General features: G+C 43.2%; 12 protein-coding genes. 7 read left to right on the top strand and 5 right to left on the bottom strand.

Translation table 11 applies throughout. The annotated features are described in order from the left end of the window. The first annotated feature begins 8 nt into the window (after positions 1 to 8). From Q4561_RS09855 to Q4561_RS09825, 7 genes are read left to right on the top strand one after another with little or no spacing between them, the layout of a single operon-like run. Positions 9 to 536, top strand: coding sequence for a hypothetical protein (locus Q4561_RS09855; RefSeq protein WP_303459718.1), 528 nt, complete (start codon positions 9 to 11; stop codon positions 534 to 536). Position 537: 1 nt separating this feature from the next. Next, on the top strand, positions 538 to 906 hold the full coding sequence (locus Q4561_RS09850) for an FHA domain-containing protein (protein ID WP_303459715.1): 369 nt from the start codon (positions 538 to 540) through the stop codon (positions 904 to 906). A gap of 33 nt (positions 907 to 939) precedes the next feature. Further along, entirely contained in the window at positions 940 to 1,749 is an 810-nt protein-coding gene (locus Q4561_RS09845; protein ID WP_303459714.1) for a MotA/TolQ/ExbB proton channel family protein, read from the top strand. A 9-nt stretch (positions 1,750 to 1,758) separates the two neighbouring features. Beyond that, the gene (locus tag Q4561_RS09840; protein WP_303459711.1) at positions 1,759 to 2,565 is read left to right on the top strand and encodes an FHA domain-containing protein; all 807 of its coding nucleotides are present in this window, start codon (positions 1,759 to 1,761) and stop codon (positions 2,563 to 2,565) included. A 2-nt stretch (positions 2,566 to 2,567) separates the two neighbouring features. After that, positions 2,568 to 3,386 (top strand): PP2C family serine/threonine-protein phosphatase, encoded by an 819-nt coding sequence (locus Q4561_RS09835; RefSeq protein ID WP_303459708.1) that lies wholly within the window; start codon positions 2,568 to 2,570, stop codon positions 3,384 to 3,386. 51 nt (positions 3,387 to 3,437) lie between these two features. Further along, positions 3,438 to 4,934, top strand: a complete 1,497-nt coding sequence (locus Q4561_RS09830) for an FHA domain-containing protein (protein ID WP_303459705.1) — start codon at positions 3,438 to 3,440, stop codon at positions 4,932 to 4,934. 22 nt (positions 4,935 to 4,956) lie between these two features. Continuing rightward, positions 4,957 to 5,922 (top strand): VWA domain-containing protein, encoded by a 966-nt coding sequence (locus tag Q4561_RS09825; RefSeq protein ID WP_303459703.1) that lies wholly within the window; start codon positions 4,957 to 4,959, stop codon positions 5,920 to 5,922. Positions 5,923 to 6,018: 96 nt separating this feature from the next. On the opposite strand, the gene Q4561_RS09820 is transcribed toward Q4561_RS09825, so the two are convergent. From Q4561_RS09820 to Q4561_RS09800, 5 genes are all read right to left on the bottom strand, one after another. Next, entirely contained in the window at positions 6,019 to 9,375 is a 3,357-nt protein-coding gene (locus tag Q4561_RS09820; protein ID WP_303459701.1) for a DUF748 domain-containing protein, read from the bottom strand. Between the two features lie 88 nt (positions 9,376 to 9,463). Beyond that, positions 9,464 to 10,030 (bottom strand): DUF2780 domain-containing protein, encoded by a 567-nt coding sequence (locus Q4561_RS09815; protein WP_303459699.1) that lies wholly within the window; start codon positions 10,028 to 10,030, stop codon positions 9,464 to 9,466. A 456-nt stretch (positions 10,031 to 10,486) separates the two neighbouring features. Beyond that, on the bottom strand, positions 10,487 to 11,794 hold the full coding sequence (locus tag Q4561_RS09810; protein WP_303459697.1) for an MFS transporter: 1,308 nt from the start codon (positions 11,792 to 11,794) through the stop codon (positions 10,487 to 10,489). A 4-nt stretch (positions 11,795 to 11,798) separates the two neighbouring features. Continuing rightward, the gene (locus Q4561_RS09805; protein WP_303459696.1) at positions 11,799 to 12,143 is read right to left on the bottom strand and encodes a cupin domain-containing protein; all 345 of its coding nucleotides are present in this window, start codon (positions 12,141 to 12,143) and stop codon (positions 11,799 to 11,801) included. 435 nt (positions 12,144 to 12,578) lie between these two features. Then, on the bottom strand, positions 12,579 to 13,457 hold the full coding sequence (locus Q4561_RS09800; protein ID WP_303459694.1) for an NAD(P)-dependent oxidoreductase: 879 nt from the start codon (positions 13,455 to 13,457) through the stop codon (positions 12,579 to 12,581). Positions 13,458 to 13,701: the final 244 nt, after the last annotated feature.

Raw genomic sequence — 13,701 nt, 5'->3', positions numbered from 1 at the left:
GCTTAGAAATGAACCCTTTTAATAAAGTAGCTGCGGTAATGTTAAGTGTAATGGTGGTGGGCTGTGCAGTATCTGCTGATCCTAGAGAACAGAGCACGGCGGATCGAATTTGGGCAAGTGTTAGCGGGCTCGATGAAAAAACCATTGCGAGTATGCAGGAAAAACTGGATGCCTTAAACAGCCGAGTGAAAGGGGTAGATGAAGAAGTTGATTATTATAAAAGTCAGCTTTTTTTGGTTAAAAAAGAGTTATCTACCTATGAACTCACCGAGCAGCAGCTTGCCGATTTAAAACAGGAAATAGCACAAGTTGAACAGCAAACCCTAGCACTTGATCAACAGAACAAAGACAGTGCTCAGCTCATTGAAAATAAAAATGCGCAGCTTCGCGAGAAAAAAGGTAGCCAAGGTGAACTGGTTAACGATTTAAAGCAATTAGACTCACAAGTAGACAGTGTGGAAAAGCAGGTGGGTATTGTATCTACAGGTATAAAAGACATTGTGGCCATGCGAACCCGCTACTCATTGGAAGAATAATATGGCGTTTGCAACCTATACCGTAGGCAGGTCGAGTCAAGCTGACATCTGTGTAAGCGACCCAAGTATCTCTCGCATTCACATGGAAATTACTATGACTAGTGGTGGGCGTTATTTTTGTGCAGATCATGGGTCTACCCACGGCACTTTTTTTAAAAAAAACGGCGAGTGGAAGCCGCTTAAGCAAGGCTACATAGACGAAGCCGATTCCCTCGTATTGGGAACGAAAAAAATTAAGCTCAGTAGCATTATAAATTCGCCCGCAGTGGCTGGCTTTTCAAAGCAAAAAGAAGTGAATGAAGATGTCGAGCCTATGTCATTTAAGCCTATTCGCAACACTGCTACGGGTGAAATTGAATCGTCCTCGTAAATAGCTAACATGAAGCATGGATTGGTAAACGTTATGAATTTATTGGAATCAGACGAGCAGAAATATCGGGTTATTGTGGCTTTAGTCGCCATATTTATCACCATATTTGTGGTTGGAGTATTTGCATTAATACTCCCTGTCAGCGAAACCAAAACCGGTCAAATAAACGTGGGCGATGTATTGTTCGATCGCAGTAGTGGTATGTTTCCCGCTACCTTACAAAACCTCATGTGGCTCATGTTCTTTATAGGGCTAGGCGAAATGTGGGTTAGGCACAATCGTTCAGCCAAAGAGTTAGAGCAGCTTAAGCTTTATATTTTGCCTGAAGAAGATGACGTTATGCTGAGGGCGAAAGACCTCGTACCTATTTATACTGGTATATGCGAGCGAAAAGTTGCTCAACACTTCTTTATTCAACGGCTTACCAAACGGGTGATCCTGCAATTCCAAGGCAGTAATTCAGCCGACCAAGCCAACTCCTTAATGAATTCCAGCCTTGAGTTAATGCAGCATGAAATAGAGCTCAAATTTAATATGTTGCGATACCTTGTGTGGTTAATACCTACGCTGGGATTTATCGGTACGGTGGTGGGTATCGCATTAGCCTTATCGTCGGCGGCAGACATGCCCGATGTATCAGACACAGATGCTATTCGAGAGTGGCTAGGGCTACTCACCACAGATTTAGGTTTAGCATTCAACACCACGTTAGTGGCGCTGATCATGTCAGCGGTATTGGTTTTTTTACTGCATATAGTGCAGGCCAGAGAAGAAATGGCACTTAATAGTGCCGGTCAATATTGTATGGATAATTTAATTAATAGACTTTACGAAAACAAATAGAGGTGCACCATGGCGATTAAACGAGGCCCTGATGGCGTTCCAGTTGATATGCCTTCAGTCATAGCTCCTGAGGGTAAAGCGTCTGGAGGTACAGCTCCAACCGAACCTGAAACTCGTGCGAGTGGTATAGGTAGCAATACCGCTAATGACGGGCCAACAGTGACCACACCCTCTAATGCTACCCCCGTTAATACTGTGCCCTCCAGCACCAACCCATCAAGGCCTGCAAATTCGGGTTTAATATTTGATGAACCTTCAACGACCCCAGCAAAACGACAACAATCAACAACACCTGCTGAGTCCGTTGATATTAGAGAAAACTCTGGAATATCAGAACACGATGATATCGATGCACTACCCACTGTGGTAGGGGGAAATAGAAGACCTAGTGCGCCGCCAGTCAATACGACTGAAAGCGCTGCGCAGTCACCACATTCTATGCCTGATCCTATGCAAGACCCTATCTCTGGTTGGCTAGTAGTGGTAAAAGGGCCAGGAAAAGGGCACTTTTTAAAATTGGGCTTTGGTCAAAATAGTATTGGGCGAAGTGCATCTGAAAGAGTCAGTGTTGATTTTGGTGATGGGCAAGTATCAAGGGCTAATCATGCCACTATCTCTTACGATCCTAGGGGTAATCAGTTCTATATTCAGCCGGGCTCAGGTACCAATATGACCTATTTAGATAACCAGCCTGCGCCCGTACTGCAGCCCATGATATTACCTGCTTTTAGTCATATTTCTATTGGTGAAACCACACTGAGGTTTGTGCCTTTGTGTGGTGAAAACTTCACTTGGGAAAGTATGGAAGAGGATTAATCATGTATTCGGTTCAGGTGGCGTGGTCTCAAATAATTGGTGCGCGAAAAAGCCAACAAGACAGTGCCTCAGTAGTAACTTGGCCTAACGGTTTCCGGTTGTTGCTGTTAGCTGATGGGATGGGGGGGCATGTTGGGGGAGATATCGCCAGCAACTTGGTTATCGATACATTCAAACAGCAATTTATTAAAAGCGATGAACAGGATATTAAGCAGCGTTTAATTAACGCGTTAGATGCGGCCAACCTTGCTATTTATCATCAGGTAAAAGAAAACCCTGAGTTATCAGGTATGGGAACCACGTTAATAGCGGCAGTTTTTGATGGCTTACATCTACAGTGGTTAAGTGTAGGAGACAGCCCAATGTGGTTACTGCGTAACAATACGTTGGTGCGACTTAACGAAAACCATTCTATGTCGGAAGTCTTGGCTAGAAAAGTGGAATTAGGCGAAATATCAAGCGAGGAAGCAAGGACATCACCGGTTCGCTCTCAATTACTCGAAGCAGTAATGGGCGAAAATATTGAACGGGTTGATGCGCCGGACGATTCCAGAGAGCTTAAACCAAATGATTTGCTTATTTTGGCTAGTGATGGGGTGGAAAGTTGTAGTGATGAAACCATTATTGGGGTATGCCAACAGTCTTCAAATGATAGTGCTGAGCTAACAATGGCACTGTTAAATGCGGTTAAAGCACAAGAGCGACCCAAGCAAGATAACGCGACGCTTATTGTCATGCAGGTAAAAGAACCTGTGGTAAATGAGCCCGCTACGGTGCAGCCGGAAGCAGGTGAAACACTAGAAGAGCCATCTACCCATTAACTAAATCAACTGATAGATAATTTGAGGAATACGCTTGTGTATAGAGTAGGGATGTTTATTACACTTTGGGTACTTTTTACTTTGCCATCCTATGCCTTTACTACCGTTCCTATAGAGGTGCTTGATGATGGAAAAGTTGAGCAAACAGGCATTGCTACGCTGGTTGCAAACGAAACCATCATTATCAACCAAAAACTGCTGGCGCAAGGCAATCAGTACGTCGTCACCGACCCTACCAGCAAGGCAAAGTTGATAGCTGACCTATCAGCAAAAGATGAAAGCTTAGACTTAGCGATTCTGCATGTGAATGGACTATCGGGTACCCCTGTGTTGGTGGCGAAAGAAAATACAGCCATTGGTAGCAAAATCTATTTGGTAAAGCTAAATGGACTCTCTACGGCAGGTACTCTTCACTCCATACTTCCTGTAGATAAAAGCCACCCTGAACAGCGCTGGCAGCATACGGCATTATCAACTGAAGGCGAGTTCGGTGCGCCGCTAGTGAACAATTGCCAAGAGCTATTAGGCGTGAGTGTTAACGATACCAAAGGGGTATTCGACAAGCGCCTTAAAATATCTTCATCATTTTCAGCCGCAACCAACTTAACAACCCTAAAAGCGTTCCTTTCTAAGCACAACATAGATTTCACCGAATCAGAAAATAGCTGTTTGTCTGAAGCTGACCAGCTGGCCGCGTTAGAAGAAGAAAAGAAAAAGCAGCAAGCAACACTTGAGAAGCAAGAAGCTGAGCGCAAGGCGGTGGAAGAAGAGCTTGAAAAGTTAAAGAAGGAAGCGGAAGCAAAGAAAAAAGCGCTAGAAGAAGCTAAAGCTGATACGACCCGCCAAGATGCAGAACGACAAAAGGCCGAAGAGGCACTGGAAGAAGCCAGACAACAGACTATTGAGCAACAGAAAAAGCTGGAAGATGCTGAAAAAGCAATTAAAGAACAAGAAGAAAAAGTAAAAGAAACCGAAGCAAAGAGTAAACAAAAAGAGCAGGAGTTCGAAGAAGAAAAGAAAAGTGAGCAACAAAAACTCATTTACTATGCTACTCCAATCATTTTAGTGCTGATTGTGGTGCTTATTGTTTTAAGCCGCCGTAGAAAAAAACTGCTTGAAGTCGAGCAAGAGGCCTCGGAAAACAAGCAACAACTATCGGCAGAGAAAGCCAAAGTGGCATCGGCACAAGAAGCGCTCAGTATGGCATCGGCTACGTTCGACGACATTATTCTAGATGGCAAAGATGAAGAGGGTGGTGAACATCGTATTAAAGTGATTGGGTCTACTTTGGCAAGAACCGAAGGCGGCATATTAATAGGCCGTTCAGCACAAAAAGCCAACTACGTTATTAATGTGCCGGGTGTTTCACGAGAGCATTTAAACGTTATTTTGATAGACAATAAGGTAATGATTGAAGATTTAGGCAGCGTAAATGGGACTGCCATCAATGATAAAAACTTAGCGCCAAATACGAAGGCCGAACTAGAAAACGGCGATACCCTTCGAATAGGTACGGTGACTTTTTCTGTCCATTTTTTACCGTCTTAGGTGAAAGAACAGGTGAAACCAAATGAAACTACGTAACAGGGAAGTCAACGTATTCAGCATGTCTGCACTTGATCTCTTTGCGTCTGCGATGGGCGCTTTTATGTTTTTAGCCATCATTGCACTGCCGTTTTTCCCCAACACGGGTTCTTCTCCCGAATCTATAAGTGAAATTAAAAAAGAACTTGATGCGGCTAAAGCCGAGTCCACCCAGACCAAAAAAGAGTTAGCTTCTACGCAAAAAAGCTTAGAAGAAGCTAAGCAAGAACTTGCAGAAGGCATTAATAAATACCCCATTGAATTGGTGATCACCATTGATATTAGCGGTTCGATGGCTGTGCCTTTGCAGAGATTAAAAGATGCCATTAAACGGCTCACTATTGAAGTGCCCAAGGTTACTCGAGAATTTAAGATTGGTGTGGTGGCCTATGGTGGCGATGGCAAGTTTGTCACTGTGCCAAGTGTTGTTATTACAAAAGCATCTCGGGCAGGCTTCATTCAGCAGATAGATGCGCTTGAGCTTTTACCAGGTGAAACCGATGTACCAGAAGCGGTATCGAATGCCATGGCGATGTTCACGCCACCCAATAACAAAGTGCGCAAAGCTTACGTACTTATCGGTGATGTAGGTCCCTATGAAATGATTGGCTCTCGAAGTTTTGATATTTATGCAATATCTGAAGCTCAGGCCAATATATTGATTAACTCGGGTAGGGGAGTACAAGTGAGCAAAAATTATGAGGCTGAAATATTAAACAGCGTAAGAAGTTTTATCTCAGGCAACAAACTGCGAAGCGTGATGGCCATGTACACGGGGAACGCGACTCGACGGGGTGACAGTTCGTACAATATTATTGCGCTAACTAAACCGCACAGTATCCCGTTCTTTAAGGCTGTGTCGGAGATAGGTGGTGCGGATAATGGGCATTATTCTGAAGAGCCTTCGGAAATGCTCTCAATGCTACTTATTGCAGTATTAGCCGCGTCTTAATGAAGCGGCTAACTAGTAAGCTGTATGTAATAAGTAGTCTGTAATAACTAATCTGTAACAACAGGCATCGAAAAATATGAAAAGCTGCCTAAAGGACTAGTTAGCTTCAAGAGTGAGTGCAACACCGCTCTTTTTAAGTTGTAAGTGTTGACGACTGTTAAGCAAAAACAGACGATTCGCGTCAATCTGAAGGTCATTTGCCAAAACGTTCTTTACGGTTTTAGCGCGCGCATCGGCCAAATGGGCAAGCTCTCGCTTCGGTATATCAATACCACTTCGTACTTGGTTGTACATAGCGATATACAGTGCTTGTTCAACTTGTGTTGTATCAGGCTCTGCTTGAGTGGATGCTGTTCCGCTATTTGCAGCATCGTCACCTGCCTGTTTAGCTGCACCTTTATCAGTACCCTCACCAGCCTCATTTTGCTGCAACTTAGCGATTACCACTAGGCGTTCTTCTTCCACTGTTTTGCCGGTGGTGCTAACGAATAACTCACTTAATGCGTCAGCGAGCGGACCGCTTACAGGCATGGTACTTGGCGATAAGCCTTCTGGTAGTGTTTCGTGGCCAGAAAGTGCTAACAGCTGTTGTTGCAGTTTCTGTTCTGCTAGTTCATAGGCATCAGGTACTTCATCTACTGTGCCTTCAATGTTTACGCGAAGCCCTGGGCGTTTTGTTAATGCATCGGCAAGGGTAGCGAGTTTGCTTGATGCGGCATCAGTTAACTGTGATGAGCCATGAGCAAATTCTACTTCGTTGAGCTCATCGTCGTCGCTACCGACTAAGTTCGCTAGCAACGAAAATGGCGCTGTCACGGCTTTCGTGATCAAGTTACCAATCGCTTTTAATATGATAGAGCCAAACCCAAAGGTGGGGCTATCTAAATCGCCTGACACTTCAAGACCAAGATCGATAACACCGTTCGAGTCTTCTAATAAAGCAATGGCCAGCCCAAGCGGTAGGCTTAGCGCTTGGTCAGAGTCCGTTTTTCTACCCAAGGTAAGCTGGTCGATAACTACGTGGTTATTACCTGCTAATTGATTATTTTCTAGCGAATACTGTATATCTAAAGACAATAAACCTTTGTCGATAAAGTGGCCCATGTAAGTGCCAGAATAAGGGTTTACTGACGTTAGTTCAGCTCCCTCTACGGTAAACGTGAGGTCTAAAAAGATATCTTCTATTAGCGGGTTAACAGAGCCGTATAAAGCGACTGGCGCGTAACCATCGATTTTACCTTTTATGTCTACATCAGCGGCAGTGTCGGCATTGGATGAAAGCTTAGTAATAGTGCCGTTTAGGCTTTCAATACCGGAAGCAAAGCGTGGTCGCAAAGAATTATCAGCAAAGTAGGCGCTACCATCATTAAAGACTATTTCTTGAATGCGGATAACAAGCTCAGACGTTTCTTCGGCTGAAGTAGAATGGGCTTCTGTTTGCGAGCCAGAATCAGAATCAGGCTCGGCATCAGATTGGGCACTTTCGGACGTATTAGATGTCGAGGCAGTTTGTTCCACCACAATATTGCTAAAGTTAGTTTGCTTATCTTGTGCTATTAAAAGCTTAGCGTAAGGTTTATCTAGGGTGATCTTTTGCAAAGAAAGTGTGCTTGCGGTTGAATTATAGCTAATACCCTCTGCCTGTAAGTCGGTCCACTGCAGCAAGGGCTCTTGCTTCAACCCATCAATAATGGTGAGTGAAGCTATATTTGCTTGACCATCAAATACTATTTTACTGTCACTATCCGCTTCGAAACTACCTGAAAGGGCTGCACTTCCATCTTCAAGAGCAAGGTTTAAATACTGCTCTACATAAGGCTGAAGTTGTGAAAGGCCAAACTGGCTTATATCAATGGTGCCCGAAACAGACTGCTCGTTAGCCAAAATAATGCCTTTACTGCTTATTGATGAGGCGGGTGGGGCTATCGATGAAGTGTCTGATAGGTTTGCAGGAGATGACTGCACTAGGCTACCACCGAGCTTCATGTCAATAGCGTAATCGATAGGGGTAGTAAGTGTAGAATCCATTACGCCCGTGGTTAAATTTAGCGGGAATACTCGCCAATTAACTCCATCAGAAACCATACCTTCCTGTATGAGTATATCGCCGTCGTTTAGTGCGAACCCTTGCAATGTCACTCGCCAATCTGATTTATCATCTTCTGCTGAGTTACCTGTATTTGGTGCTACAGTGCTAGAACTAGAACCTGATGACGTTGGCACACCTGTTGTTGGGGGCGGAGCTGTTGTTACAGAAGACGGGGCTGTTGTAGAAACAGAATTCGACGCTGCTTGCGTGGCGTCATCATCAAGCTCTTTTGGGGTAAATATTGAAACTAAATCTACACCTACTTTATCAATTTTAGCACTCAACCAAGGTTGTTCTAGGCTAAAGTTGGCCACATCAACTTGCTGTGTTTTTGTGTCTAGGTTTATGTCATTAACACGTAATTCAGCAAACTTAACTCTGGGACTTTCTTTGTCAGATATAGCAAATTGAGACAAAGACAAGTTTGCGTTATTTGCTTGAAAGCGAAAATCATTACTGACTTCTGATAAGTGATAATTTAGAGAAAAACTTAAGGCGCCATCTGTTATTTTTGCATCAATGACATCGTTAGATAATGGCCATAGTGGGGCTAATGCAATTTGGCTAACTTCAAAGCTACCTGCTACATCAATGGGGGATAGCTGAAACTGTCCATCGAAGTGAACGCTGCCACCTTCAGTGGTTTTCAAGGTGAACGCATAATAATTAGCGGGTTTGTCGTCGCTGCTATTATCAGCAGCGGTTGAGCTATTGGCCTCATCCACGTTCAAAGAACTGGCTAACGTATCAAGATTGGTTAGCTTTAAGGATAGCTCTGGATAATCAAGATGAGTGTCGGTGACGTTATCGGCCACTGATATGTGACCATTGCTCAGGCGAAATTCGCCTAATCGAATATGAGGTATTTCGCTCTGTTCTTGCGCTTCAGGTTCTGGTGTTTCGTCGCTAGCTAGCGTGTCGATAATGTCAGAAAAATTGAATACGGTGGTATCTTTGTCTGATGCTGGCGAAGTATCACTTTCTGACATTCTTGCAAGGTGCGCATAAGGGGCATCAAGGTAGAAATGCTCTACCGTAGGAGTAAAACTGAATAGGGTTTGCCAAAAGCCTATATCTACTTCCAGTAATTTAAAGGCGATGAATTGCTCGGTGCTATCGGCCTCTTCAATGGAAAAATCGGATAATCTAAGGCGTAGCAAGAATGGGTTTATTCGAATATGTTCAATCGCTACATTTCGACCTAACTTCTCGCTTAATATCTTTGGCACTTTAGATTCTAAAATGGCAGGGGTAATCAAACCAACCAATAAAGCGTAAAACAAATATGCCAAAACAACGTAAGTGGAAATACGTCGCCATTTAGGTTGTTGCTTAAACGAACTTGCTAAGTTTTTTATAGGCATTGTGTTTTTTAACGCTTTGGTAGGAGAGAAAGAAGGCGGCTAAGCGTTGGCAAAAGCCAAGCAGCTATTTACGCCGCCTAAATAAATATTAAAGCATCGCGCCTAAATTACCTAGGCCAGACTCAAGTAAAGATTGGGTTTCTTCATTGCTGCTTAGGTAAGTGTTAATTTGCGAAATAAAACTGCTGATCATATCTGCATCTAGACCAAGTGCATCGAATTGTTGCTTCAATTCGTTTATTGACCCTAGTGAGCTGCTGTATTCAGAGGCTTTGCTTAGTAATCCTGACATAGTTGAACCGCCATTTGTAGAATCGGCTGCAACAGAAGGTACGTTTTCTAATAAAGAATCTAGCCCAGGGATTGAGCTAGCAAGTTCTGAATAATCAGTTGTGCTAAGGTTACCTTTCGCATAGTCAAAAATAGACGCTAAACCGCCTTCAGATTGCGTTTCACTTACGCCCAAGTTTTCAGACACCATATTTACAAGGCTAGACACATCCATCGAGCTAGCTGCTGTCGCTTCGTCGGTTTGTGAAGCTGTTGTGGTAGTTGCACTGCCTAACATACCTTTTAGTTTGTTAAGCGTATCATCGGCAGATACCTGTGCTGAGAACGATAATGTTGCGATAACTAATACTGATAAAATTTTCATTTGATTGTCCTTAAATTAGCTCTTTGAAATAGCAATTCACCGTGCGAGCGCAAGCATATGAGCAAACTGAGGAGCAAAATGTGCTAATGCGCTTTTGCAGAGCCGGATATTGCAATAGGTGAAATTTGAATGGTCTTCCAGAGCGCTATCCTAACGTAAATTTAGTGCTATTGCCTGATTTAAAGTGTAAAGCGACTTTACAAAGTGGTGGGAAATAAACAGCGCTAATAATGTGCTCGAGGAAAGCAAAATTACAGTGATACTACTGGGGCTTTAAGGAAATTAGTGGGTGCTGCAAAAGCTGCTTATGCACAGTGGTTTAATGGGAGCCATTTTAGGATGATTATTCAAGCGGCCAGAAAAAAAGGATAAAGTGGCTACAACTGAATATTGTAGCCACCTTCGGCTTAGCCTAATCTTTGTCTTAAGTTACTCTTTGTCTTGAATTATTTGGACTTAATCTAGCTTTTTCAGCGGCTCAATTTTAGGAATTAATAGCCATACCGCTGCCATTGCTACAATGGCAAGCGTTGCGCCAATGATAAATGCAGGAGCATAGTTACCATCCGCAGTAAGGATAGGCACTAGCGCGGTTAAGCCCACTGCACCTAACTTTGCTGCCATTCCAGAGAAACCAGCCAAGGTACCTACGGCTTTTTTGCCTAGCAAATCGCTGGGTAGGGTTTGCACATTACCAATTGCGGTTTGGAAGCCAAATAAGATGATCGCCATAATAATAACGGCCATGGTAGGTGAGCCCGGTTGTGACATCGCTAGAAGCGATGGAAGCATGATTAAGCAACCAAGGGTGATGGTCAGTTTACGGGTTTTATCCGTGCTCCAGCCTGCTTTAAGCCTATTTTGCGCCAGCAAACCGCCAAACCATGCACCAAACATAGCGCCTACGTAAGGTACCCATCCGTAAATACCAATAGACTTAACATCCATTGAATAAACTTCATTAAGGTAAATAGGGATCCAAAATACAAACAGCCACCAGATAGGATCGATAGCTGCAGAGGCAATAATGACGCCCCAGCTTTGCTTACGCTTAAGTAGTTCACCGGTAGAAGGGTTGTACTCTTCTACTTCTGTCTCTACTGCGTCTGCAGACATAGTAGTTTGTCGTTGGCCAGTGAGAATATATTCCCGCTCTTCATCAGTAATCCATGGATGTGCACCAGGCGGTGCTTTCACCAAAATTAGCCAAGGAATTAACCAAAGCAAACCCGCTGCACCCACAACGACAAACAGCATTTGCCAACTGAAATAAACGGTTAAGAACGCAATTAACGGAATGGCGATAATGCCGCCTATAGCCGCCCCAGAGTTAAAGATACCCTGAGCTAATGCCCGTTCCTTTGTTGGGAACCATTCGGCATTACCTTTCGCGGCGCCTGGCCAGTTGCCGGCTTCAGCAACACCTAATATGGCGCGAAAGAGACTAAAAGTTAATAAACCCTGAGCAAACGCATGAGCAATGGTGGCTAGCGACCAAACGCCAATAGACAACACAAACCCTAAACGCGTACCCACCCAGTCGAATATTTTTCCGAAAATGGCCTGCCCAAAGGCATAGGCAAATACAAATACAATAGAGATATTCGCATATATTTGCTTGCGCTCTAACGCTGATTCATCCGGAAATAACTCTTCAACAATATCAGGCCACAACACGCTAAGCGCCTGACGGTCGATATAGTTAATTACGGTGGCAAGCGCAATTAATGCGATTACCCACCAACGTAAGCCGTTTAATTTCACAGTTTTATCCCTCTAAAAAGTCTTCACGAGGAGGACTAAAGGTGTCAATTAATATGCCGCCCGTAGGGCAAACTGCGCCGTGGTCTGCATGAGGTGGAATAAGGCAACTATCACCTGGTTTCATTACTTTAACTTCACCATTAATGCTGAAGTGGAATTCGCCTTCAATAACGTAAGTTACTTGAGAGTGTCTATGTGCATGCACATACCCTTCAGCACCTTTGTCGAAAAAGACTTTAACCATCATCAATTCTTCGTTATAACCAAGCATTTGGCGTTTTAGTCCGCCACCGATGTCTTCAATTTCAGTTTCTTCGCCGGATAAAAAAAGTTCGCTTTGCTTTTGCATCTTACTTGCTCCTAATAATTAAACAGTTCTTAAATGGCGGTCAACCATTTAACGAATAGGCTTTGAATATTTGTATAGATTTGAAACTAATGTCTTTGTTAGATGGGGTGCTACACACGCATGCCACAAAGCAAATCGTGCAGAAGTATGGGAAATGACTATCGTAAGACAGGATAAGAAGTACATACCGGTGTTACCTCACCTTTTTTTATTATCAATGAAACAGTTCAGTTCTAATACAGTAAGAGATTGGTTAACTTCACAGCACAGCATAGGTTGCTTTGCACTTTAACTATGGTCTCGTCATTCAAAAAATATCATAGCAGTCTTGCTATTTGCTTTGTAAATTGAAATGTAGCAAGGCGCTTAACACTAACCGAGTTTAGTTTAAAAATTAACGGTTAGCATCGAGCGCCTAAGTAGTTCAGATAGAATCTACTTTTTTAATTTAAGAAAATAATCAAAAATTTCTGGTACGTTACCGTTACCCATGCCAGCTTCAAATGCAGCTTGCAAGTTAGAAGATGAACCTTCAGCAATTTTAGATTGGGTGCCTAAGTCTTCTACCATTTGTAGGAAATAACCAAGGTCTTTATTCGCATTAGCGATTGAGAAACCAAGATCACTTACATCATCAACAGCGTAGTTTTTACAGAACTGCATGAATGGTGAGTTAGACGGACCTGTCGACATAATGTCGAAAAGTTGTTGACGATCTACGCCTGCTAAATCAGCAACAGCAAATGCTTGTGACATTGCACATACAGTAGTCATACCCATAAAGTTATTGATTAACTTAGTGGTGTGACCTGCGCCAAGTGCGCCAAGATGGAATACGTTCTCGCCTTGGTCTTCTAATACCGGCTTAACTTTATTGAACGTGTCGGCATCACCAGCAGCCATAATATTCAGTAAACCATCTTTTGCGTGAGCAGGAGTACGACCAAGAGGTGCGTCAATCATGCCAACGCCTTTCTCTGCTAGGTCAGCCCCAATCTTACGAGTAGATGCAGGAATAGAAGTACCGAAGTCTACTAATACAGAGCCTTCTTTCATACCAGCAAGAATGCCGTCTTCTGCATACATGACTTTTTCAACAATGGCAGAAGTAGTTAAGCAAAGCATGACAATGTCAGACGCTTCAGCAAGTTCTTTTGCAGAAGATGCTGCAGTAGCACCTCTAGCAACGCATGCTGCAACTGCGTCTTTATTAAGGTCCATTACATTAAGCTCGTAGCCTTTTTTCTGTAAATTTTCGACCATATTGCCGCCCATAAGGCCTAGACCGATGAAACCGATGACAGGTTTTGACATGTATAACTCCTAAAAATATCATGGCGCAGGCTCTGTTGAGAGTGATGTAAATATCACCTCATAGCCGAGTGCGCTATCTTGCTTCTAATTAATTAAATAAGTAATTTGAGCTGAGATTAACGTCTCGCTAAATAATTGGTACTTACTAATAAAGATATTATTAATAACATAGTGAGTCGTAACACAAGCACCCGAGATACAGGGGCAAAAATTCGCTTCTGTCTTAACATCACGGACCAATTAA

This window comes from Alteromonas sp. 1_MG-2023 (assembly GCF_030547075.1).
Lineage (GTDB): Bacteria > Pseudomonadota > Gammaproteobacteria > Enterobacterales > Alteromonadaceae > Alteromonas.
Note: the sequence above shows the minus strand (reverse complement) of the source record. Positions and strands in the feature narration are given on the sequence as shown.